Source organism: Pseudoalteromonas sp. 13-15 (assembly GCF_001468205.2).
Classification (GTDB): domain Bacteria; phylum Pseudomonadota; class Gammaproteobacteria; order Enterobacterales; family Alteromonadaceae; genus Pseudoalteromonas; species Pseudoalteromonas marina.
In genome coordinates, this window is sequence record NZ_CP019163.1 from 587,110 (window position 1) to 612,119 (window position 25,010).

General features: G+C 36.9%; 20 protein-coding genes. 8 read left to right on the forward strand and 12 right to left on the reverse strand.

Annotated elements, in window-relative coordinates:
- Positions 1-4: 4 nt before the first annotated feature.
- Both ATS72_RS18120 and ATS72_RS18125 read right to left on the reverse strand, forming a co-directional pair.
- Positions 5-388 (reverse strand): hypothetical protein, encoded by a 384-nt coding sequence (locus ATS72_RS18120; protein ID WP_006791613.1) that lies wholly within the window; start codon positions 386-388, stop codon positions 5-7.
- Between the two features lie 67 nt (positions 389-455).
- Positions 456-875, reverse strand: a complete 420-nt coding sequence (locus ATS72_RS18125; RefSeq protein ID WP_058429860.1) for a DUF3429 domain-containing protein — start codon at positions 873-875, stop codon at positions 456-458.
- A 264-nt stretch (positions 876-1,139) separates the two neighbouring features.
- On the opposite strand from ATS72_RS18125, the gene ahpC reads away from it, so the two are divergent.
- Both ahpC and ahpF read left to right on the forward strand, forming a co-directional pair.
- Positions 1,140-1,709 (forward strand): alkyl hydroperoxide reductase subunit C, encoded by a 570-nt coding sequence (gene ahpC / locus ATS72_RS18130; protein ID WP_004587118.1) that lies wholly within the window; start codon positions 1,140-1,142, stop codon positions 1,707-1,709.
- Positions 1,710-1,862: 153 nt separating this feature from the next.
- Positions 1,863-3,446 carry an alkyl hydroperoxide reductase subunit F gene (ahpF, locus tag ATS72_RS18135; protein ID WP_058429859.1) on the forward strand — a complete coding sequence of 528 codons (1,584 nt, stop codon included), beginning with the start codon at positions 1,863-1,865 and terminating at the stop codon, positions 3,444-3,446.
- Between the two features lie 114 nt (positions 3,447-3,560).
- Here ahpF and ATS72_RS18140 read toward each other — a convergent pair whose 3' ends face one another.
- The 4 genes from ATS72_RS18140 to ATS72_RS18155 all read right to left on the reverse strand — a co-directional run bounded on the left by ATS72_RS18140 (position 3,561) and on the right by ATS72_RS18155 (position 7,153).
- On the reverse strand, positions 3,561-3,800 hold the full coding sequence (locus tag ATS72_RS18140) for a hypothetical protein (RefSeq protein ID WP_058429858.1): 240 nt from the start codon (positions 3,798-3,800) through the stop codon (positions 3,561-3,563).
- A 32-nt stretch (positions 3,801-3,832) separates the two neighbouring features.
- A complete protein-coding gene (locus tag ATS72_RS18145; protein WP_058429857.1) occupies positions 3,833-5,860 on the reverse strand; it encodes a hybrid sensor histidine kinase/response regulator in 2,028 nt (675 codons plus the stop codon).
- 167 nt (positions 5,861-6,027) lie between these two features.
- The gene (locus ATS72_RS18150; protein ID WP_058429856.1) at positions 6,028-6,249 is read right to left on the reverse strand and encodes a hypothetical protein; all 222 of its coding nucleotides are present in this window, start codon (positions 6,247-6,249) and stop codon (positions 6,028-6,030) included.
- A 64-nt stretch (positions 6,250-6,313) separates the two neighbouring features.
- Positions 6,314-7,153 (reverse strand): patatin-like phospholipase family protein, encoded by an 840-nt coding sequence (locus ATS72_RS18155; protein WP_058429855.1) that lies wholly within the window; start codon positions 7,151-7,153, stop codon positions 6,314-6,316.
- Positions 7,154-7,638: 485 nt separating this feature from the next.
- On the opposite strand from ATS72_RS18155, the gene ATS72_RS18160 reads away from it, so the two are divergent.
- Complete coding sequence (locus ATS72_RS18160) at positions 7,639-8,511, forward strand: SMP-30/gluconolactonase/LRE family protein (protein WP_058429854.1); 873 nt, start codon at positions 7,639-7,641, stop codon at positions 8,509-8,511.
- Positions 8,512-8,523: 12 nt separating this feature from the next.
- Here the strand turns inward: ATS72_RS18160 and ATS72_RS18165 are convergent, their stop codons facing one another.
- The 3 genes from ATS72_RS18165 to ATS72_RS18175 all read right to left on the reverse strand — a co-directional run bounded on the left by ATS72_RS18165 (position 8,524) and on the right by ATS72_RS18175 (position 11,515).
- Positions 8,524-8,982, reverse strand: coding sequence for an NfeD family protein (locus tag ATS72_RS18165; RefSeq protein WP_006791621.1), 459 nt, complete (start codon positions 8,980-8,982; stop codon positions 8,524-8,526).
- A gap of 17 nt (positions 8,983-8,999) precedes the next feature.
- Positions 9,000-9,953, reverse strand: coding sequence for a slipin family protein (locus tag ATS72_RS18170; protein ID WP_006791622.1), 954 nt, complete (start codon positions 9,951-9,953; stop codon positions 9,000-9,002).
- Positions 9,954-10,072: 119 nt separating this feature from the next.
- The gene (locus ATS72_RS18175; protein WP_074210184.1) at positions 10,073-11,515 is read right to left on the reverse strand and encodes a sensor domain-containing diguanylate cyclase; all 1,443 of its coding nucleotides are present in this window, start codon (positions 11,513-11,515) and stop codon (positions 10,073-10,075) included.
- Positions 11,516-11,732: 217 nt separating this feature from the next.
- Here ATS72_RS18175 and ATS72_RS18180 point away from each other — a divergent pair, with 217 nt between their 5' ends.
- A complete protein-coding gene (locus ATS72_RS18180; RefSeq protein WP_006791624.1) occupies positions 11,733-12,626 on the forward strand; it encodes a cation diffusion facilitator family transporter in 894 nt (297 codons plus the stop codon).
- 329 nt (positions 12,627-12,955) lie between these two features.
- Here the strand turns inward: ATS72_RS18180 and ATS72_RS18185 are convergent, their stop codons facing one another.
- Complete coding sequence (locus ATS72_RS18185; RefSeq protein WP_058429852.1) at positions 12,956-17,422, reverse strand: EAL domain-containing protein; 4,467 nt, start codon at positions 17,420-17,422, stop codon at positions 12,956-12,958.
- Between the two features lie 202 nt (positions 17,423-17,624).
- On the opposite strand from ATS72_RS18185, the gene ATS72_RS18190 reads away from it, so the two are divergent.
- From ATS72_RS18190 to ATS72_RS18200, 3 genes are all read left to right on the forward strand, one after another.
- Positions 17,625-18,176, forward strand: coding sequence for an isochorismatase family protein (locus tag ATS72_RS18190; protein ID WP_058429851.1), 552 nt, complete (start codon positions 17,625-17,627; stop codon positions 18,174-18,176).
- 132 nt (positions 18,177-18,308) lie between these two features.
- Complete coding sequence (locus ATS72_RS18195) at positions 18,309-19,775, forward strand: methyl-accepting chemotaxis protein (RefSeq protein WP_058429850.1); 1,467 nt, start codon at positions 18,309-18,311, stop codon at positions 19,773-19,775.
- Positions 19,741-20,283 (forward strand): DUF6436 domain-containing protein, encoded by a 543-nt coding sequence (locus ATS72_RS18200; protein WP_082650902.1) that lies wholly within the window; start codon positions 19,741-19,743, stop codon positions 20,281-20,283. Before ATS72_RS18195 ends, ATS72_RS18200 begins: the two co-directional genes overlap by 35 nt.
- A gap of 569 nt (positions 20,284-20,852) precedes the next feature.
- Here the strand turns inward: ATS72_RS18200 and ATS72_RS18205 are convergent.
- Entirely contained in the window at positions 20,853-21,098 is a 246-nt protein-coding gene (locus tag ATS72_RS18205; protein WP_082650901.1) for an IS3 family transposase, read from the reverse strand.
- 134 nt (positions 21,099-21,232) lie between these two features.
- Complete coding sequence (locus ATS72_RS18210) at positions 21,233-22,234, reverse strand: LacI family DNA-binding transcriptional regulator (RefSeq protein ID WP_058429847.1); 1,002 nt, start codon at positions 22,232-22,234, stop codon at positions 21,233-21,235.
- A 384-nt stretch (positions 22,235-22,618) separates the two neighbouring features.
- Between ATS72_RS18210 and ATS72_RS18215 the strand changes: the two genes are divergently transcribed.
- Entirely contained in the window at positions 22,619-24,940 is a 2,322-nt protein-coding gene (locus tag ATS72_RS18215; RefSeq protein WP_058429846.1) for a TonB-dependent receptor, read from the forward strand.
- Positions 24,941-25,010 lie beyond the last annotated feature (70 nt).

Here is a 25,010-nt window from a genome sequence, read left to right on the forward strand (position 1 = left end):
TTTGCTATGTGTTTTGCTTATTAACGTTTTGAAGTTGCTTATTCGCCGTATTTAAACGCTCAAAAGCAAGCCTTGTTTTTAGGCCTTCGATGGCTATTTGCTTAATAATTAAGTTAAAAGTGATTACAATTGCAAATGCAAAATGCAGTGGGCCATCTGTAAACCCACCGTCCGCTTTATATAACGTTACGCCAAATAATATGAGCAAAACAACTAAAAATATCTCAATAAGTTGATTTGAATAAAAGTTGAGGCGGTTTTCATTTTTGTGATCTTTTTTAATGCTAATAGCGCAAAAAAATGGAATGACCTTGATTTTGAAAGCGGCGTTTTTTTCTACATAGTTTTCGCCAAGCTCGTCAAGCTGCTGGCGTAATTGGTCAATCATGGTGAGTCCTCAAATAGCTGTGCGCGGATGGTACATTATTACCGCGCAATATTTAAGGTAATAGCTACTATTTTGGGTAAATACTCATACCAATAATAAATATGTGGCATACAAACACGACCGACGTCAGCACAAAGCGCATTTTTTGATAGTCTTTGTCGTAGGTTTGCCACTGTGATGTTGATTTTTCAAAAAGTAGAACAAGCCAAAAACTCAGCGATAACCACCCTAAAACCCATTCAACAGGTAAAAATGCTAAAAAAGGTACCGGAATAACAGGTAGTACCGCTTTTATTGCATCAGCATAGCTTTGCTGGCCGGCATGCCAAAGATTACCTGCCATAAAAGCAAGAATAGCAATGCTATAAAACGTAAAAAACTCTAAGTTAACACTGTTACTACCGAGCATCAGCGGCCACGCTAAACAGGCTAGAAATGGTATTAGGCCAAGATAGCCTAATTGGATGTGATTGATAAACTTGTTCATAACAGTGTGCCCTGGGTGTTTTTAATAGTAAGCGAGGCAATTGTATCAGCCTTACGCGTGTAAACCGATATATTGTAATAAATTAAGTACGAATCTAGTTATTATTTAGTTTCATCCTAAAAATCGATTGTTTTAATCTAAACAATCAATTTTATTTAATTTATCGATGGGCTTATTATATTAATCAAGCCAGCAAGGTTAGCCAACAAATCTCGCTTTGCTTGGTAACTTAAATTAATACATTAAATATAAATGAGGAATACTATGAGCACTTCATTAATCAACACAAAAATTCAACCTTTTAACGCAACTGCATACCACAATGGTGATTTTGTAGAAGTATCTGAAAAAGATGTACTTGGTAAGTGGTCAATCTTCTTCTTTTACCCAGCAGATTTCACATTTGTATGTCCTACTGAACTTGGCGATGTTGCTGATTACTACGAGCAACTTCAAGAAATGGGTGTAGAAGTTTACTCAGTATCAACTGATACTCATTTTACTCATAAAGCATGGCACGATACGTCAGACACAATCGGTAAAATTAAATTCCCGATGATTGGCGACCCAACAGGCCGTATTACTCGCAGCTTTGGCGTTATGATTGAAGATGATGGCCTAGCACTTCGTGGTACGTTTGTAATGAACCCTGAAGGTGAAATTAAAGTAATTGAAACTCACGATTTAGGCATTGGCCGTAGCGCTAAAGAGCTAGTGCGTAAAGTACAAGCTGCACAATACATTGCAACTCACGACGGTGAAGTTTGTCCTGCATCTTGGCAGCCAGGTGAAGACACACTTGCTCCTTCATTAGACCTAGTTGGTAAAATCTAGGTTTAGATTACCTCAACTGTAAGGGCAGGTAACTGCCCTTAAACCAATAAATATTCGTTTATTGGTGCCTCCTATCTCAATTTGATGATTAAGCACATGCATTAATTGGCATGGGAGGCTTGCTGTTTAAATTTTCCTAAAAAGGGTTAAGCCATGTTAGATAACAACATTAAAAATCAATTAAAAAGCCATTTCGAATCGCTTACTCAACCTGTTGAGCTGCTTATTGCCTTGGATGACAGCAAAAAATCAACAGAAGTAGAAGACTTAGCAAACGATTTAGCATCATTAAGCGATAAGTTTAAGGTAGTTAACAACCCAGATACCAGCGCACGCCGCCCGTCTATGGTTGTACATTCACCAGTTAAAAATACCCATATTACGTTTGCAGGCGTACCAATGGGACATGAATTTACAAGTTTAGTGCTAGCGCTTTTACACACTGGCGGACACGCAAGTAAAGCAAAAAGCGAAGACATTGAACAAATACAATCACTTGATCAAGAACTTAATTTTGAAATTTACATTAGTTTGAGCTGCCAAACGTGCCCTCAAGTAGTGCAGGCGCTAAATACAATGGCCGCGACTAATAGCAAAATTAAAGCAACAATGATTGATGGCGCACTATTTCAAGAGGAAGTAGAAGAGCGCAACATTTTAGCCGTACCGGCTGTTTATTTAAATGGCGAACCATTTAGCCAAGGTGCACTAAGCCTAACTGACATTTTAAACAAGGTAGATAGTAAAGGTGCAGCACGCCAAGCAGCGGCACTGAGTGAAAAAGATGAATTTGACGTGCTAATAGTAGGTGGAGGACCTGCCGGTGCATCAGCTGCAATTTATTCTGCACGTAAAGGGCTAAATACCGGTATTGTTGCAGAGCGATTTGGTGGGCAAGTTGCTGACACATTAGCTATTGAAAACTTTATCTCGGTTAAAGCCACTGAAGGGCCAAAACTTGTTGCACAGCTTGAAGAGCATGTGAAAGAGTACGATGTTGATGTAATGCATAACCAACGTGCAGCAGGGCTTGAACGCGTTAATAACAAATACGAAATTACGCTTGAGAACGGGGCTACTTTAAAAGCTAAATCACTAGTTTTAGCAACCGGTGCACGTTGGCGTGAAATGAACGTACCCGGTGAGCAAGAGTACCGTGGGCACGGTGTAGCATACTGCCCACATTGTGACGGTCCTTTATTTAAAGGTAAGCCTGTAGCTGTAATTGGTGGTGGCAACTCAGGTATTGAAGCTGCAATTGATTTAGCAAACATTGTTGAGCATGTAACAGTGCTTGAATTTGCAGATACATTGCGCGCCGATGAAGTACTTATTCGCAAAGCAAACAGCTTAAATAATATTACTATTATTAAAAACGCCCAAACTACAGAAGTACTTGGCGATGGTAAAAAGGTAACAGGACTCACTTACACAGACCGAGTATCAGGTGATAGCAAGGCACTTACTCTAGCGGGTATTTTTGTACAAATAGGCTTAATTCCTAACACTGAGTGGTTAAAAATTAGTGACTTAGCGCTAAGTAAATTTGGTGAAATATTAATTGATGCAAAAGGTGCTACGTCATTACCAGGTGTTTATGGCGCAGGTGATGCTACAAATACCCCATTTAAGCAAATTATTATTGCCATGGGCAGCGGTGCAACAGCAAGTTTAGGTGCTTTTGATTACTTAATTCGCAACAGCGAAGAAAGCGAGCAAGACAAAACAGCTGCTTAACGTGCAAAACCTCTCTTGATATAACAGCAAGGTACACCCATCGCTGTTTGTTAACCCAAGCCGCCCTCTCCAAAGGCGGCTTTTTTATGGCGTAATTAATCATATATAAATAGGTTAATCGCCACCGCCACCACAGCCAGAATCTGAACCGCTGCAATTATTATCAGAGTAACTTGTACTAGTATTATATGTGGTTGCACCTTGTTTTGAGTTTGTAGTGACAAAGGTAAGTAGTAGCAAAAAGCCACTAACAATTAAAATTACCATGATTGACTGCCAATCCTGTGACGAATAACCGACATAAAGTGACAAAGCTAAAATAGTAATCAAAATGGTCCGAGCTATTAATTTCATTGTTATTTCCTTTTACTTACTGTCAGGTACATTTAATGTAATTTTGGCTTAACGGTTTTTATTGCTGATGCGATAGCGAGCTCAAGTGAGTACATTTTAAAAGGTTTTGATATAAACATATCCATGCCAGCTTGTTTACAGGCAAGTTTATCTTGCGACGACGTATTAGCCGTTAATGCAACAATATACGTTTTATCTGCGGGGCAAATTTTTTGCTCTCTTAACTGCTTAGTCGCTTCAAAACCGTCCAAAATAGGCATAATACAGTCCATAAAAATAAGGTCATACGGCTTTTGCTTACATTTTAAAACAGCGTCTTGACCATCAACCGCAAAGTCGGGGTGTATATTAAGCTTATTTAGGGATGCGTTAAGCACTAATCTATTGATGTCGTTGTCATCAACAACAAGCACAGATAACTCGCTTGTGTTTAAATCAATGTTAGCGAGCGGTTTATCTTCAAGTACTTGCTCTTCACCTCGGGTTATAGGGATATAAACTGAAAATGTAGAGCCTTTATTAATTTCGCTACTGACTTCAATTTTACCGCCCATGTACTGAACAAGTTCTTTTACAATTGCTAAGCCTAGACCTGTACCGCCTTTTGTATTTTTAGCATCGACTTCTTGCGTAAATGGAGAAAATAGCGATTTAAGAAATTCAGGAGTCATCCCTCTGCCTGAGTCCGTCACGGTAATAGTGAGTGACAAAGCGTCGTCAATATTGGTCAAAAACGTGTCCAGCTTTACACTACCTTTTTCTGTAAACTTTAATGCATTACTGAGTAAATTGGAGGTAATTTGGCTTAGGCGTGTGTTGTCGAAAAAGGCCCAGCAATCGTCATTAATTTCATTTTTCACTTCAAGTGCGACACGCTTTTCAGTAAATAAAGGGGTATAAAGTGAAACAAGGTCAGTGAAAACAGTTTTTAATAAAACATTATTTGGTTCAAGCTTAAGCTCGCCATGATTAATTTTTGAGAAATCAAGAACCTCATTAATAATATTCAATAATATGTCTGAGCTGCGTAGCGCAACTTTAATTTTTTCTGTTCTTTTTTGTTCATCATGCTCATCTATCAAGGTGGTGAGCATGCCTGTAATACCATTGAGTGGCGTTCTAAGTTCATGGCTAATTTTTGCAAAAAGCATGCTTCTATCAAAAAGTAAGCGTTCAGCCTCTGCTTTTTTGCTTTTAAGTTCTTCACGAAGTGTCATCGACTCTGTTACATCTTGAAACGTGCCAAATAACCTTACGCAGGTGTCGCCTTCAAATTCAGCTTCTCCAAAGGTCGATACCCAAATGTTGTTATTTTTTGCAGTAACAATTTCAAGGTCTAAATTCCACTTTTTGCCTTTGCTAACGGCTAACTCTACTGCTTTGGTAATATTTTCTCGGCTTGATCCCTCTTTATAGAAGTTAATTGCGGTTTCCATCATAGGTTGATAGTTTTCATCAACTTCGTGAATTAGTTTGGTTTGCTTGCTCCAATAAATTTTATTGTGGGCAATATCAACTTCCCAAGTTCCTATATTCGCAACGCTTTCAAGCTTAACAAGGCTATTACTATTTTTTATTAGGCGATCTTTTGTTTGGTTTCTGGCAAATTCCGCACCTAACCATTGTGCAAATAATTCTATATAATCATAGGTTTGGTCTGTAAAAACAGGCGATGAATCAGCAGAAGAAAAGTTAACGGTTCCAAACACTTCATTACCTATTTTAATAGGAGCACCAATGTAGGATTCCAGTTGGAAATTAGCAAAGCAAGGGTGGTCTGCAATTTCGCTCTGAGATACATTGTGAAAAGCGAGGGCTGAGCCTGCTTTGAGGGTGTGTGTGCAGTAAGTACCTTCTAGGTCAAATTGTGTACCTATAGCAAGATCGTTGTTGGGGGTAACCGCATATAAAACAGTGTAACACTGGTCTTCAACCTTACTAATAATAGCTAAATTAAGATGAAAAACGTTAAGCCCAAACGTTAAAAGCTTTTGCGTTTTGTTGTCAAATGTTAAACTTTGATCAGAGACTATGTCGTGAAATTGCCTAAGAAAATTCAATAGAAAAACCCTATAGTATTAATTTTTTTAAACTTTATTTAGCAAGCTTAGAATAACGTTAAAAAGTGATAAAAAGCTATTACTATCTCGGCAACTAAATACATAAAAAACGATTTTATTAAAACATAGATTTAGCGTATTTGTGTGCACGTTATCTAATTTGTAATTTAGTATGTTGAGTTAGGTGTGTACTCTGGGTTGATATTTCCATCAACTTCTTCTGGATCAACATCGTTTATCATAAGTGTTTCTCTTACGGCTTCTATATGATCAAGGACCGTTTGATAGTGCTCACCATATTCATATTTAGTCACTTCAATAGCTTTTGGCATATATGTAAACGCTATTTTAAGAGCATGAAGTGCATCGTCATTTATTTTTTCACTCATATTTTTTTCCTGACTAAATTATAATTAATATCGGCGGTTAAAGTATTTTCTTTAATTGTTTATTTTAGAGGGATTGCAAGTATGCACGTGCCTCAGCTATGCCCATTTGGTATCCTTTATTTAAAATATTAAACGATTTAGTGGTTCTGCCCACTTTAAAGTGCTTTGGTGGTGCAATAATATTAACTATACAATCGCTGGGTGGGTTTTCTATAAAATCGATACTTTTATTATAAACGTCAGCTCTATTTAATGCTGCATTTATGAGTGCAGGATAGCCCTTATAAATTTGTTTAGTGAGCCAAGACGTTTTTGTCGCTTTTTTTTTGTACCCTCGTGAACGTGACAAGATAACCGTTATTTCGCGCGCCCCCATTTCATACGCCTTGATAACAGGAATAGAGTCTGCAACTCCACCATCCGTCATAGGTGTGTTATTTATAATCGGGTAATCACGATATGCAATAGGAATTGCGCAGGATGCTTTTAATTGCTCAACCATATTGTCGTTTGTTGCTTCTAAATAATAGGCTTTACCTGAATCTATAGCGGTAGTAACAATATAAAACGGTTGTGGGTTTTGCTCAAATATTTCGGTTTGTAGACGAATTTCACGAATAGTTTCTTCCCATAACCAATCAAGGTCAAATAAGTGACCACCTTTTAAAAACCGAGCCAGATTAATAAACTCCGGCCTACATGAATAATCTGTGATCACTTTGTAGTTTCGCATGGGTTGCTTACATAAGAATGCAGCTACATTTGTTGCTCCTGCAGAAACGCCAAAATAACAATCAAAGGGCTGATGATTTTGCGATAAAAATTCATCAAGGACACCTGCAGCAAATATACCGCGCATTGCGCCACCTTCGACTACAAGTGCATGTTTTATATTTTTAGCCATAATTGTAACTCCTTTTAATCTGACTTTATGTTACCAACTAAGGCCAGTGAGGGCGAGCTATAAAACACATATTATCAATAAGTTGCATTCCTATTGAAGGTTAATTCAATAATAAGTAAACAATAAATAAGACATTTAATTTAATAAATATGTCGGTAGTTAATATATTAATTAATTGGCATGATATTTTTAGTAATTTTATGGCTGTAATTCCATCGCACTGAGTTATATTTTTTGTTAATGTTAGGCTTCAAGCTTATGTTAATAATAAACCTTTAAAAGGGTCACTGATTTTGCAACATTAAGATGGATAATATGCGTCAATATTTTTGCATAAATTGACATTGTTATAGTTATTATATCGCGAACGTAAGTCAGCATAATTTAGCCGTTGTTGCTTTCGAGCCCGATAATTTAAGAGCCTTGTACTGCGAATAATTGTACCAAGGTCATAGTTTGCTCCTACAAGGTAAATAAACTCTATAATGAGCGATTTTAAAATCACCTTATTTAATAATACGCAAAATCAGCTTGGCGAAAGTCCGCTATGGCACCCAATGTTGGCAACACTCTTTTGGGTTGATATCAATGAAAAACTGTTATTTTGTCGTTCACTCGATGAACCAGCAAATGCTTACTCGGTTGAAATGCCTTTTATAGTGACAGCTATAGCTTGGCAAGATAAAGAGCATTTAATTTTAGGAACTGAATCTGGGATTTATCGTTACAATATAAAGCGTAAAATACCTCAGTTAATTACGGAACTTGAAAGTGGCGAGACGAATAGGCGCTCAAACGATGGGCGTGCCGATCCCTGGGGTGGTTTTTGGTTAAGTACAATGGATATGACTGCCGAAAAAGGGCAGGGCAAGATATACCGCTATTACAATAAAAAGCTAAATTGCATTGTGACTGATTTAACCATTCCTAATGGTTTGTGTTTTGATAAAGCTCGCTCTCGTGGTTACTATAGTGACTCTTTTACAAGCTGTATTTATGTTCTTGACCTTGATGTTAACACAGGTGAAGTTGCTGGCACGGCGAAGGTATTCTATCAATTTAATAACACCGATGTAGATCCCGATGGTTGCGTAATCGACAGTATTGGTAACTTGTGGTTAGCGGTATGGGGAATGGGCTGTATTATGTGTTTATCGCCTGATGCAGAAGTAATTCATACAATAAAAGTAAATAACCTCAATCCTACATGTACAGCATTTGGCGGCAAACAAGGTGAGCTGCTATTTGTGACTTCAGCAGTGTGCGAGTCTAATAAGGACTTACAAAATATACAAGGGACGACAATTCAAATTAGCGGGATAAAAAACGGGCAACTAGAGCCACCCGTTATTTTATAATTTGTTTACAGGTTACTGGGAGACTGGTTTGACCCACATAACGCCAACATCTTTTTTCATAACGTATACGCGAGTGCCTGCAGTAATTGTTTGCTCACTTTTTAATTTCCAGCTAATACCTGAATAATTATACGTAGTTAACCCTTGATCGGTAACGTCGTCATCTAGGGTAAAAGTAAGCTCTGCAAAATCGTTTGTTACGGGCTTTGTATCCACACGGTTTTGCATTTTTTTTAGAGGTTTCCACAGGCCAATGGCTAAAATAGCCGTTACCACTGTGTTACTCCATAGTGCAGTTGTTAATGAGTCAGGCAATATTCCTATACTCATTGAAAAACCAGTTATCAGTAGTGATAAGCCAAAAAATAATAGAATAATAGTAGAGAGACCCAGCACGGCTACTTCTATTATTAAGGCAATTATACCAAGCACCATAAGTGCTTGTGGTAAATTTTGCATAATAAAATCCATACAAACCTCTTTAGGTGTTAACCTTTATTTTGCTTGTTTAAACTATTAATGATTGCCATGCCTTGCGCAACCATTGAGCTTGCATCTGTTGCGTTGTCAGGGAGAAGAACAACAGATGATTCACGTGCAATGGCTTCTTTAGCCGAAATGGCTTTAGTTGCTAAATCAAGTTGAATCGCTTTTTGCCCTTGCTCTGTATCAGCGGCTTCACCGACTTTTAATAGTGCATTGGCTTGTGCTTCAGCGACGGTTGTAATTGCGGTAGCTTCACCTTCCGCACGTAAAATTTGCTCAGCTTTATCTGCTTCTGCAGCAAGCACTTGTGCTTGCTTTTTGCCTTCAGCGACATTTATATTTGCTTGACGGTCACCTTCAGACTCTAAAATTTGAGCACGTTTTACACGCTCGGCCTTCATTTGTGCTTCCATAGCTTCCATAATCGAGTTCGGTGGCACAATATCTTTAATTTCGTAACGCAGTACTTGAATACCCCATGGCTCAGATGCTTGGTTTATTGCAGCTACGATATTTGTGTTTAGTAGGTCACGCTCTTCAAAAGTTTTATCTAGCTCCATTTTACCAAGCTCTGAACGCATTGTTGTTTGCGAAAGCTGAACAACCGCAAATGTATAATCGTCAACACCATAGGTAGCTTTGTACGGGTCTAATACTCGAAAGTATAATACGCCATCTACAATTAACGAGATGTTGTCTTTTGTTATAGCTGATTGAGATGGTACATCTTGCGCCTGTTCTTTTAAGCTGCGGTCGGCAGATATTCTATCGATAAACGGAATAATAAAATTAAGGCCGGCTTCTTTGGTTGATTGGTATTTACCAAAACGTTCAATTAGCCAAGCTCTATTTTGAGGGACAAATTTAACACTGCTTTTTAGAAGCACAATAACAAATATGAGTAAAAATGCCTCAACAGTAAATACGACATCGAGGATTTGTGACACTGGATCCATTTAAATATTCCTTATAATAATTAATCATAAAATGGTGTGTTGTTTTAATTTTAAACTAATAAAGACTACCACTTTTCAATGTAATTACCTACAAAAAGTGGGCACTTAAGAAGTACATATTATCGAGGGGGGCTCTCGGAAATTTTATTTCGACCAGTTTCTTTAGCGTTATAAAGAGCAGCGTCTGCTTTTGCAATAATGTCTTCTGCTATTGTTTTTGTGTTAGGAATTAAGCTATAAAAACCAATACTTAAAGTAAGCATATCACTTACTTCTGAATATTTATGCTCTATGCCCAACTTGGCTATTTCTTTTTGAATTAGAATGGAAAAGCAATATGCATTATCAGTATTGGTACAGGGTAAAATAAGTGCAAATTCTTCACCACCATATCGAGCTGCTAGATCGCCGGGGCGCTTACATAAATTTTGCAGTGTTTCAGCAACTTGTTTTAATGCCTCATCCCCTTTTTGATGACCATAACTATCGTTGTATTTTTTAAAAAAGTCGATGTCGCAAATAAGTAAGCTAATGGGTTGTTGGTAACGAACGCATCGTTGTATTTCGTCATCTATAGTTTGATCAAAGCACCGACGATTAGCTATGTTAGTCAAGCCGTCTGTATTTACCAGCTCACTTAATTGTTGATTTGCTGTGATAAGTTGCTGCTGAGTAAGTTCTAATTTTTGTTTATAGTTTATATTTTTGAACGCGTTGGTTAGTATTTCACCCACTAATTTTATTCTGATTAAATCAAGGTTTGTCCATTCACGTTTTACTGCTACACAATCGCAACCAATAAAACCAACAAGCTCTTTTTCGTAGCTTAAGCCAATGCACATTACTGATTTGATTTTTTGTAGTTCAAATTCTTTTTTTTCACCACCTGCAGAGGCTGGTAAATCCGCCACATCATTTACTTTAAAAAGGTAAGTGTCGTTCATTAATTTAAAAAAGTAGGGTAGTTCACTTTTAGGTACATTTTGCAACGAATCCTTAAAAGGCATTATGCCTTTATTTACCCATTCATGTGTATTACTCATTTGTGTGTTTTCGTCGTTAAATTTAAATAAATAGCTGCGATCTGCATGGCATACAGTGCCAATTGCTTTTAATGCATAATTAATATGTTTATCTACATCATCGTTTTGAATATCAATGAGATCGGCTGATATATTCGATATAACAACATCAAAATTATATTGTTCATCAATTGTTTGTTTTTCTATTTCAAAGGTGATCATTGAAACGGTCTCGGTAATATTGGCAAATTTAATGTTCAGTAAGAAGGCTGTTTGATCTACTTCAAGCACCACTTTATTTTGAACATTAGGTATAAGATAAACATCAAAAAGGTTCTGTAATAATAAAGTTTTTTTACTTAAAGGGCTTATTAGCTTTATGTGACTAAAGTGATTTTCATTCAAGTCAGAATGCTGCTTTAAATTAAACAGGTTTAACGCGGATTCGTTTGCTTTGTAGTTGCGTGTTTTTGAGTCGTGGACCAAAACAGCAAAAGGGAGACACTTTAATGTACTCCAGATCTCTTTAATCGAGTTCAACGTTTAAGTTACCTCATTTTCTATAAAAGATAGGACATATCCGATTGATTTTTATTCTTATAATATAGTTTTAGTACAGTTTTGTTGATATTACTAACTTTTTTAGTGCGTTTATGTGAGTCACGCATTATAATTGATACTGTATATCATTACTCCTTTCTTCAGTGAGCCTTTAGCGGCTTACTTGCATTTTAAGTATAGGTAATCCAAGTATTTCATGACCGAAATTACAACACACCAAGCTTCTCGTAGGCGCTTACTCATTGCGCTTGCAATAACATGCTCATTTATGATCATACAAGTAATTGGCGCGTATTATGCTAATTCGCTTGCTGTATTAGCTGATGCAGGACATTTGTTTGTGCATAATAGTTCGCTATTTATTGCCTTAATTGCTTCAAGTTTTGCTATTCACTTAGCTAAAACTTTCAATGATGGCTATCAACGGGCTGAGTTAATGGGTGGGCTTATTAATGGCATTTTATATCTCGCAATTAGTTTGGTGATTCTATATGAAGGTGGGGAGCGATTTATTCATCAGCATGAAGGTAACGAACTTGAGATAAATAGTTACTTAATGTCGGTAATTGCGGGGCTGGGCTTTTTGTTCCACGGTGCCGCTGCTTGGGTGTTATACAAGGGACGAAAAGCAAGCATTAATGTTTATGCCGTGTTCTTACATTCGTTTTTTGATTTGATTTCTACTGTGTCCACTTTTGTTGCTGGTGTATTAATATATTTCACAGGCCTTGCGGTCATCGATATTTTATCGAGTATGCTTATAGCGTCGTTTGTATTGTTTACGGGCATTAAAGTAATTATAAGTTGTATTAAAGGTTTGCGTTTAAATAAAGCAAAACTTCCTAAGGTAGCAGATATTGAAAGCGAAATCACAAGCATAGAACACGTACATAACGTACATAATGTAACTGTAACACGTAATTACGATGGCCTAGTGGTGGGGGCTCATGTGGTACTCAAAAAGCACTGTACTATTGAAAAGCATGACGAAGCATGTCGCTTAAAGGTAGAGAATCTGCTTGCTGAAAGGTTTAGAGTAACGAGTAGCGTACTGCAAATTGAAAGCCATGAATGCCATCATATTCACTAGAGTTTATTAACCTTTCAAAGTTAAATTCCAACGGCCTACATGGTGCTTAGGCAAGACAGTGCACATAAGGTGTGTACCTTCACAAATAGTTGATAACGCAGAATTAATGCAAGCAGACGCGGCCCCAAAGGAATCTCCCGGGGCAGTTTAATTCTTGTTGCTCGGCTTTGGTTTACTGTTACACCGTGTAAAGGCTGAAGAGTAGTGCAGGAGTAGTAGCCAACCTGGTGCTGCGATTAAACCGCTGTTAGTTTTAACAAACACTAACCCACAAAGGTCATTAGAACTGTGTGTTAGTGGATGGGGGTTCTAATGCCTTGCTAGTTGCTTCAAATAAGCTCAATAATTTTTCTAAAACAACTATTTTCATTAAGTGCTTCGGCGCTCATTGGTTTTGCAAAGTAATAACCTTGAAGCACATGGCAACCAGCGTTAACTAAAAACTCCATTTGGTCACGATTTTCAACGCCTTCAGCAATACAATATAAGTTTAAATTTTCAGCTAAAGAAATAATAGTTTTAATAATTGACTCGTCTCCTTTGTCCTCACCAATACTATTTACAAAACTTTGATCTATCTTTATGACGTTAATTGGGAATTGGCTCAAGTAAGTCAGCGAGGAATAGCCTGTACCAAAGTCATCAAGCAATAATTTAAATCCTGCTGCTTTTAATTTTTGTAACTGCTTAGCAGCTTTCAGTTTATCTTCAAGCAATATAGTCTCTGTAATTTCGAGCCTCAGTTGCTTTGGCAGAATACCCGCGTCTGCTAGTATGCATTGTAAACGTTCGGTTATGTTCTCCTTTAAAATATGTTTTGGTGATAGGTTTAAGGAAATATAAAATAATGGATTGTCATTCAGTAGTGGCGCTAATTCAATAAGTGCGCGTTTAAGGGCTAACTCAGTTAAGCGCTCGATTAAACCTGTTTCTTCTGAAATTGGAATAAACACTGCGGGTGAAACAAATTGCTCTTTGTTTTTCCAGCGCATTAGTAGCTCTACACCATTTATTGTTCTTGCTTCAATATCAACAATTGGCTGATAATGATTAAAAAATAAGTCGGCTTTTACTGCATCTTTTAAATCATTTTCGAGCATTAGCTTTTGTTTTATTTGTTCGTTCATTTCATCGCTAAAGAAGCTAAAACCATTCCTGCCATTTTGCTTTGCTTGCATCATAGCGACGTCTGCGTTACGAATTAAAATGTCGGTTGTTATTGCATCAAATGGGTACAAAGCAACGCCTATACTGGCAGAAATATTAATCGCAAAGTCTTCAATCATCACTTTATTTGCTAATTCTTTACTAATTAGCATAACTGTTTCTTTTAATGAGTCCTGAGATTCTACATTTTTAATAAGAACTAAAAACTCATCTCCACTTTGGCGGCCAAGCTGTGCATTTTCGTTAAGAATATTATTCACCCGTTCAGTAATATTACAAAGAAGCTTGTCACCTACAGCATGACCAAAAGAGTCATTTACTGGCTTAAACTTATCTAAATCTATAAATAAGAGTGCGCAATGTGTATTTGAACTTTCGGCTTGTTTAATGGCTTCCTCAATTTCTTGATACATTAAACTACGATTTGGCAGTTTTGTTAGTGCGTCGTAATTGGCTAAATAACGCAGCTCATTTTCAGCTCTTTTTTGCTCTGTTAGGTCAGAAATAACAATTACATAGTAGCTTACTTCTGTTGTACTTTTTGCTACAGCAGTCACATTAATATGCACTGGGTGCTTACTGCTTTTAGCTGTTTTTATTAACGTATCAATATGCCAGTTTTCAGTTGGTTGCAATTTTTTAAGTATTTTTGCGAACTCTTTACAGTGTTCTTTACCAATAGACTTTATAAATAGTTTCGGGCTAATATTTGTAAATTCCTCTGAATCAGAGAACGTTCTTATAAAACTATTATTTGCTGAAAATGGCATTAAATGATCGTCTAAAATCAGTAACCAATCGTTTATTTGGCTAAATGCTTCACCTAGTATTTTGGCTTGTTCTTCATTAGCACGCTGCTCTGTAATATTGGTATAAATACCAGATACATACAAAGGTTTGCCTGTTTGAGTGTCAAAAATTATTTGGCCAGTGTCTTGATACCACAACCACTGCCCATTTTTATGGCGGAGACGATATGTTGATTGCCAATTTTTATTTTTACTTTTTTTGCTTATAAAGCTTTGCCATTTGGTTTCAAATCGACGCTTATCGTCAGGGTGTATAATAGAAAAAAACAGCTCTATCGATACTCGTTCTTCAAGGTTCTCATAACCCAGTTCTATGCCGCGTAAGGTATTTACAGAACCATCTTTAAATCGAAAATCCCATATTCCACTTTTATTATTTTTAAGAGCGAGCTCTGTTTGTTTTTTCGAATTTATAGTATCTGTATGCGCTTGTTGAATAACATTTTGGCGGTTACGGTATTGCCAGAAAAATAAAGCGAAGAGACTTAACATAACTATAATATAGGTGAATATCGCAAAGGGAGACTTCCAAGGAGCATAGGCTACATTCATGCTCAGCTTAACTGGTGGGGCTTTAATTAAACCATCTTTAAAATGTGCGTTTATGGTGAGAGAGTAGCTTCCCGGTTGAAGTTTAGTAAAAAACACCTGATTTGATTTTAAGTTGTCATAGGTAAGTGATGTTGGGCCATCAAGAACCACATCATATAACGTTTTATTTGTATCTGGGTAAGAAAAGTCAGAAAAGCTTACCGTTAACCCCATATCATCATGGCTCAATTTGAGGGGGTGATTACTGTATGCAAGAGGTGAAAAAGGTAATTCTCTTGTCAATAGACTGACATCTGTAATTGCTAATTTATGTTTTTTAGTTGTTGCTTTTGTATTGAAATCAGCAGGATTAAAAAGAAGGGCGCCAGCATTACTACCTAATATTATTTGCCCATTATTCAATTTTCTTTGCGTGTAGTCTGTAAATTTATTGGTGCTTAAACCATCTTTAACAGAAAAACTTGTAACATTAAGTGTGTTGAGGTTTACCTTGTAGAGCCCATTCTCAGAGCTTGCCCACAGGTAATCATTTTCATCAGGCACTAAAGACAAAATTGAATTTGAATTTAAAGAACTTTTAAGCCCCAGAGAATGTTTACGTTCATAGCTTTGTGGGTCTATGCCAATTAAGCCTTCATGAGTAGTTGCAAGCCATAAAACATTTCTTTTTAAGTCAAGGTAATAATTATCTACAGTGTAATAGATGTCGTCTCTATTCTTTGATGACTGAAATATTTGGTTTAAGCTTTGTGTGGACTCATTATACCTATATAGGCTGTTGGTCATACTAATTAAAAGTTCATTTGGGTGTGTTTCTATTGGCGGAAGGAACACATAGGCATATATCGGGTCTAGAAAGTTTTTAAGTCCTTCAATAACCCTTATATCACCCGTTTTTTCGTTAAATAGGTAAAAGTTTTTGTCGTTTGCAAATGCATATTGATGAGTGCCAATTTTGGCAAAACCGAAAACAGTAGGTTGAGTAAGTAAATCGTTATTAGTACTTAAATTTGATACTAATTGCTTACTATTTTTATCAAACAATTCAAACCCATTGTAAGAATATAGCCATAAATATTGGTTGTTTCCAAGAGAGGAAGCAAAAATATCATAAACTGCTGACGAACCAAACACTGCTTTAGCGTCGGTTGAGTTTAAAAAAGTACGTGTAGTTTTTGTTTTAGGGTTGTATTGAGCTAGGCCATCGTTTGTACCAAACCAAATAGTATTATCTTCGTCTTCGTGAATTTTGTTTATCGTATTATTGACGGGCAACTTAATATTTTTAAATCGTCTTGTATTAATGGGCCACGTGAATACCCCTTGGCTTCTTGATGATAACCAAAGTACTCCTGTTTGGCTTATTGTTAAATCGTCAATTGAGTTATCGTTTATATTAAATTTACTTTTTTCATAATTTAATATGAACTCTATTTCGCCGTTTATTCGGCTAAAACTAAATAATCCTTTTTCTGTTGCTACAAACTCACCCTGCTCAGAATTAATGTAATCCCAGATATTAAGATCGGGAATAAGCGTCGTTATTTTAGAGCTGAGTACAAGGTTATCTTCTGAAAATGCGAATTTATACAGCCCTTCTACCGTGCCAACTAGAAGACCAAGCTCTTTATCTACCTGTAAAAACTTTACATTGATGTTGTCTATTGTTGTTTTTTCGACAGGGTGAAGCGGTATTTCTGTAAGCTGATTACTAACAAGGTTGAACGTGAATAGCCCATCATTGGCACCAATGAAAAGTGTATTATTGTGTAGTATTAGAGCACGTATATACGACGTTTTGTTGGGTAAAGCCGCTGTTTGTGTGAAAGCTCCAGTGATTTTATTGTAAGTGAGTATTTGGTTATCAATTGCTAAGTAATAAAGTTCGTTTTTTTCGGCCATTGCTGAAACAGGTGAATAAATTTGTTTTTCTTTATCGAGCTGTCCTGAGTAGATTTTTTCTGTTTTTAAAGTTTGCGGGTCTATTAGGTATGCACCAGCTATATCAGTAGAAACAAGTAACTTACCGTCTTGTGTTTTTAGTACTGTAAAAATGTAATGTTTGTCTAGGTCAAAACCACCGTCGAATGTTTCAACGTTATAGCCATCAAACCTATTTAGTCCTTGTTGCGTTGCAATCCAAATGTAGCCAATCTCATCTTCTTGTATTTTTACAACGTAATTTTGTGAAAGACCTTCATCAGTAGAAAGGCGTTGTAACTGTTGGGCATAATTTTGCGATGCAAATGCATGAGGAATACACAACATTATAAATAGAAAAAAAAGGGATAATTTACTTATTGGCACTGATGACCGATCTCCAAAACAGGTGCAGCTACATGCAGCTAAGTGTTAAATATAGCACAGTTTTTATTTTGTTTTTACAAAAAATAAACATATTTTGTCAGTGCAAATTTAATGCAATGAACTAATATTTAACATTATTTAAGGGTTTTAGGGAGGTCTTAAAATGGCTTTAACTAACATACAAGCCAAAGATAGTCTTTTACTGATCATAGATATTCAAGAGCGACTTTCCCCCATGATTAGTGATTTTCAAAGTCTTTTAAAAAATACACTAAAATTAGCGCAGGCATCTTGTGTGCACGATATACCAACACTTATCTCAGAGCAGTACGCCCAAGGATTAGGAGAAACCGACAACAAAATTAAATCTGTTTTACCGCGTGCTACGTATTTTAGTAAGGTGCATTTTAGTGCTTGTGAAGAAGCTGGCTTCTTAGATAAGTTAATTAGTTTTAACAAAAAAACGATTGTTGTAGTGGGCACTGAGGCGCACGTGTGTGTTTTACAAACGTGTATTGATTTATTAAAAAATGGATTTGAAGTGGTTTTAGTGACAGATGCAATAGGCTCTCGTAATGCTGAGCATAAAATTATTGCAACAGAACAACTAAAGCACGGCGGAGTGGTAATTTCATGTGCAGAAATTATTATATTTCAATGGACAAAAACTGCAGCTACGCCTACGTTTAAGAAAATATTACCTATAATTAAATAGGTTACTTGTATATAGTGTAAATTAAATGTTTATTAATATTAAATTTTAAATTATTCATTGATAATATTGGTACTATTTGGCTGTATTTTCACTAGGCTAAATGTATTAGTAAAATTAAAAGTTAGGGTCTTTATGTCTAGTGTTAGCCGTTTATTAACAGTAATTTTTGTCATCTTATTCGTCGAATCTATAGGATTAGGCCTTTATTTTGGTACGTTAACTCAAGCATTTATAGTCGGTTTGCCGTTGTGTTTATTACCAATATGGCTACTTAAAACTCAAGAAAATAACCCTATTACACCCCACATAGTCGCTGCTGCAATTATGATGTTTTCTTTTTTGCATATACAGCAAGCATTTGGCTTAATTGAAGTGCATTTTGAAATTTTTATATTAATGCCTATTTTAATTGTTTTTGTTCAGTGGCGAGTTTTTATTACAGCCATTGTATTTGTTGCCGTCCATCACCTTTCTTTCTACTACTTACAAACCCAAAATACGGGCTTTTATGTTTTTGACCCTGATAGGCTTGCTTTTAGCACTGTGATTATTCATGCAGCTTATGCAATAGTTGAAGTGCTTGTTGTAGGTTACATAGCAATTACTTTAGAGAGAGAGCGCCGGGCTGGAACATCACTTAGCTCAGCGACTGAGCAAATTATGGAAAACTCTGAGCACATTAAATTATCTCTTAGAGCCGATTACACGCAAAGCGAAGCTGTTGTTGGTTTTAACACCTTACTCGATTACTTGTCGGACGTTATTAAACAAGTTAAAACTCAATCGTATTCTCTAAAAACCAATTCCGGTGAATTAATTCAAGTTCATGATCAACTAGCGAATGGTGCACAGCAGCGAACTCAGCAAACAGATGATATAGCTAATTCGGGTGCTCAAGTTGCGCATGGTTTCAAATTAGTAGAGCAAGAAAGCGAAGTGTTGAAAACACAAGTAGATAGCATCACACAATCTGCTAAAGGGGCTCTAGACGACGTATTACAGACCGACAGTAAAAGTAGAGAGCTACTGAATTTGTTAAATCATACAGAAGAGCAAATTAATCAACTCGTTGCTGCCGGCGATGTCATTTCAAGCTTATTAAACGAAATATCTGGGATTGCTGAGCAAACAAATTTACTTGCGCTCAATGCAGCCATTGAAGCTGCCAGGGCTGGCGAGCACGGAAGGGGCTTTGCAGTTGTAGCGGATGAAGTACGATCATTGGCAAACCATAGTAAAGCAACTACTGACAAAATAGGCCTGACTCTTAAAGACTTGGTTACAAATAGTAAAACATCTACTCAATCAATGACTCAGTGCGTAAGCTTTGTTGTTGATTTAACTGAAATAAGCACTGCAATGAAAGAAAACATTTCAGCAATGAGTGAACAGATAAAAGCGGTATCCAGTAGTACTACCTCGGTTGCACAAGTTGTTTCAGAGCAAGCTGGTAATACAGAACAAATTGCTAATAGCACAGACCAAATGCGCCAAAACCAGTACGAAGATTCCAATATTGTTAAGCAGCTCACCGACAAAGTACAGTTAATCGACGTCAGTATTGATGTACTTGAGCAATCAATTGCTAAATTTAAGTAGCCCACATTTTTTAAAGTTTATAATACTAGCCTGGTTAGGATTCGTTATATCAGGCTTAGTTTATTTTCAGGTTAGCCAGCTAAAATCGTTTGATAGTGACAGAGTACTATTACAGGATGGTTGGTTTTTAAGTTTTAAAAAGCAGCTAGGGTTGAATACGCAAATACACGAGGCGTCTTTAGTTCTTGTCATAGAGCAAAACTGTGGTTGCGCAAAGCAGGCTAAAGCACACATTACCGCACTTAAACGGTTTGCTGACGAAAAAGGCTTTAATATTATCGAGCATCCTTACTCAGCTGAGTTACATCATGTTATTCCAGCTACGCCAGCCGCTGTAATTATTGATAAGAATGGCGAGTTTGTTTATGCGGGGCCATTATCCGAAGGATTGGCTTGCTCACAGGGCAGTGGTTTTGTAGAAACGGCTATGACTAACTTAGTTGCTGGGTTTAACTCAAAATTACTCGTAGCAGATACTAAAGGCTGTTATTGCAAAAATAGGGTCTAGTTTAAGAGTGCCGCTTCCTTAAAGTAAATTTGTTGAGTGTTAAATCACACTCTACGTCCTTTTTCAAAAAGAGCTCGACTTCCCAACTTTCATTAGACAGTTTTTAACTTAGAATAATAGGCTTCCTCTAATTAAGCAGGTGAAACATCGCCTGAGTGTGAATGTTTTTTTTGATAGTAGAGCATTTCCATAAAATTGAATATCTCGGCTTTCGTATCTTCGCGTGTCGAGTACATATTAAACTTAATTATTCGCCTTTTAATCGTTGCGAAAAAGCTTTCAGCAAGTGCATTATCATGACAGTTCCCAGCGCGGCTCATTAAGCACAAGATTATGTTCTTTGATAAATGCGAGATAGTCAGCGCTATCGTATTGACTAGCTTAATCGCAATGAACCATTACTTAGTCTTCGGTTGAAGTTGATATACAGCTATCAACAGTGTGCTTATAACAAGGTACTTACCCATATTTTATCCATTGAGCAACACAATACGCCGAGAGAATAAATCCATCACTGTTTCCACATATAAAGAACCTTAATAGGTTCTTATGTAAGTTTTGTCGCTCACCTAGGATTGATTCGGTGCTGGCGGGTTAAATTGACGCGCTAATAAGTTATCCGCAATTCGTGGTGCCTCACCGCTTTTAATATGGCGACGTTTATACCCAATTTTTGCTTTAAGCTTATGTTGTCGCATGATCTTAGCTACATGGTTTACATTGCATAGCTCACCGGCTTTACGCAAGTCTGCCTGTATCCAAGGGCTACCATACGTACAAACACTGGCTACATAAAACGCTTTAATGAGCTTCATCAAGCGGATATCATCAAGCGATCTATCGCTTATAGGCTTTTTTAACCAGTGATATAACGTTTGTCTTTGCTCATAAACACCGATTGTTAAAAGTTACAATGTAACTCATTAGGTGACTAGCAAATTATGGGAAGTCATTTTGGGGCCACAGAGCTGCCTCTGACAATTAATTCGGTTGGCAAAAAATAAGGAGCTGGTGCTTTATTTTGAGCAAATTTTCCCTTGATAATATCGCATAAAAGTTTCATTGCCTCAGAGCCAAGTTCTTTTGCTGGTTGGCGAATTGTTGTAAGCGTAGGATCGCAGAACTTTGCAAACTCAATGTCGTCAAAGCCGACCACTGAAATATCTTCGGGAACTTTTAAGCCAAGCTTTTTAAAGCCCTGAATTAACCCTATTGCCATCTTATCACTCATGCTAAATATTGCGGTTGGTCGTTTGGGCATGTCAGCAAAAAGTTTTGCAGCTTTTATGCCACACGTTGAAGAAAAATCGCCATCAATGATTAAGTCAGAGTCAAAAGGAATATTGGCTTTTTTGAGTGCGTTTTGATAACCCTTTAGACGATGTTTTGTTGCATGTATAAAATTTAAACCACTAAGACAGCCAATGTGCTTATGACCCAAAGATGTAAGGTAATCGACCATTTCTTCAGCCGCCCCTACATCATCAATGGAAACAACTGGATAGATACCATTAGGTTTATAATCACAAAGTGTAACAATATTTTGCATCGGGGGGGAGGGTGTTTTAGAGTCTTTAAGCCTAGCTTGAAAGTCAATTATCCCATCGACGAGTCGTGTTTCTAACATGTTGTAATAGTATGTACCATCGCGCTGTGACTGCATAATGTCGGCTAGTAGTACAGTATATCCATTAGCTATAGCAACTTCTTGAATACCACTTATTACATCAAGTAAAAAAGGGTTATTAATTGGCGCAATAACTAAAATTGAATAGGATTTAGATTGTGTAAAGTTTCTTGCCAGCAAATTTGGTTTGTAATTAAGTTCTTCGATAGCTTTTGCCACTTTAACGGCCGTTTTCTTTGATAGTTTTTCTGGTGAGCTGAAGTATCGAGATACTGTTGCAACAGAGGTTTCAGCGGCAAATGCAACATCTTTTATGTTAGCCATAGAGAATTAGTTCCGAAAATATACTACGACTAGTATACACATAAACCCAAAACTGTAACCAATTACAAATTACGTATTTATATTATTGATTGTATGCATCAAAAATAACAATAGATTAAAGCATATAACTTTATCTCTCCCTTTAAAATTTATAACCAATTGATTTTATGCGTTTAATGCTTAATCTAAGATAGGTGATTTGTAAGCATGTAATTTTTGTTAATATTTTGTTGTTGAGTCATGTGATGTAATCGATTACATTTTGTGTGGCGATTATATCGCCATCATACAAAGATAAATTGCGTTACGTTATGTTGCTGTAATTTTTAGGTAAATAAATCAATGGATTAACTTTATGTAACGTAAAACACACTAGGACCAACTATGAATCACCACACAAAAACACGATTAAGCTGTCTTATTTCTGCGGCATGTACATCTATGGCTTTATCTGCACCATTAGCTTTTGCACAAAACGAAAATCTAAAAAAAGAGGAAAATCTTGAAGTTATTGTTGTATCGTCAACTCGAACAGGAAAAGACCTTGCTAACACATCTGCTGCAGTCACTGCTCTATCTGCAAAAGCGTTGATGAGCGCAGGGATTTCAGATCCCACTACGTTACAAGATCAAGCACCTAATATTTCTATTGATCGTGCAGGCTCAGATGGACTACAAATAACAATACGTGGTGTATCTAGCACCGATAACACTGAAAAAGGTGACCCCTCAGCTGCATTTTTACAAGATGGTATTTATATTGCGCGGCCTCAAGCTCAAGAAGTCTCATTTTTTGACCTAGATCAAGTTGAAATTTTACGAGGCCCCCAAGGTACACTTTATGGGCGAAATGCAACAGCAGGCTTAATTAATGTTATTTCAGCCAAGCCGACTATAGATGAAATATACGGATCACTTGATGGCGGAGTAGGAAATTATGGAAGCCGTCAAGCCACAGCTATGGTCAATGTACCTATTTCAGAAAGTGCGGCCATACGTGCTGCAATAAATTGGGATAAGCGCGATACATACCTAAATAAAAATCCGGAATCTGAATACAGTATTGATCCAGGCAAAGATAACACCTCGATTCGATTAAGCGGGTTGTTTGAGCTTTCTGATGATGTAAACCTTTTAGTTAGAGCAGACCATTCCTCTATCGAGGGCTCTGGGCGCAGTGCAGTAAAGCTTTCTAATTTTTATGATTTGAGCAATATAAATACATTAAATACAGTCAAAGGAGAAAACCCACCTTATATTGCAGATAACTTAAGCTCAGATGAGTTAAGAACTATAGGTTGGAAAGACTTAGCGCAAGCTTCAAAAGATGGTTCTTCTTGGGGAGTCATGAGTGAGCTTAATTGGGAGATATCACCGAGTTTAACAATGACCTATTTAGGCTCATACAGAGAATTTAAACGAAATGATCAAAACACTACTGGTTTAGTAGGAACAGTAGAACTGCCTTTTGGCATAATCAACATATCAGACAGACAAGTGTTTGAAGGTAACTACGACCAAAACTCTCATGAGCTTCGCTTTACTCATGTGACTGATAAAATGAACTTGCAAGCGGGTATTTATTCATTTGCTGAGAAATCAGCCATTGACTACTATATTTATGCGGGTGAGCAAGGCGAGGATGGTTACATATTTGGTTTTCCCCAAGAACCAACAAAATCTGAATCCTTGGCTGTATTTAGCCAGGGCACGTTTAACTTAAGTGATCAGTTCAGCTTCACGTTAGGCGCACGTTTAACACAAGATAAAAAATCCCGTGTCGGCGCTATTATTAATCATTATACCGTTGATGAACCACTTGATTTTACGTTTAATGAGCAAACCAATCCAATCCCAGATTCTTTAAATAACGCAGAAGTTGATTACTCAGAGCTAACTTGGAAAGTGGGCCTGGATTATGACTTAAGCGAAGATACTTTACTTTACGGCCTGGTATCAACAGGTTATAAAGCTGGTGGGTTTAATGACGGGTGTACACAAGGAATGCCTAATTGTTTTAATCCGTTATCTGAGTCGGCATTATTTTACGACCCAGAAACACTGACAGCATATGAGCTGGGCATAAAAATGGACTTAGATAATGGCTTACGTACCTTTATAAACCTGTTTAATTATGACTATCAAGACCTTCAGCTAAGTAATGTTTCTGAAATATGTGGTGGTTCATGTCAAGTAACCAGTAATGCGGGGGAGGCTAGTGTAACGGGTCTTGAGGTGGAATCTCGTTATTATATTACTGCTAACGATAAGCTTAATGTAGCCTTCACATGGCTAGATGCTCATTATACTGATTATCAGTTAAATCAAGACATAAATTTAAAAGGCGAAAAACTAAATCGCTCTCCAGAGTTTACAGTGTTACTTAATTACCAGCATGTATTTATGCTTGATAGCGGGGCTGATATAGAAGTTGATCTTTCATCTCGATGGAGTGACTCGTATTCAATTTTATCAACTGCGTCGATATCACAGTTTGAACAACCTTCTTTTCATAAATCAGATATTTCTTTCACTTATCGCTCAGCTGAACGCGATTGGTTTGTACAGGCTTATGTTAAAAATATAGAAGATGAAATTACCGTATCTAATGCATCATTGGGCCCAGTGTTTCCTGGCTTATCAGATGGAACTGTAACAATTTCAGACCCTCGTACAAGCGGGGTACGCTTTGGGTGGGAGTTTTAAGCTTTAACAGCTCGTACGCTGTACGAGCTTTTTTATTGTTAGTCATTATCTTCAGTTCTAAATACATAGG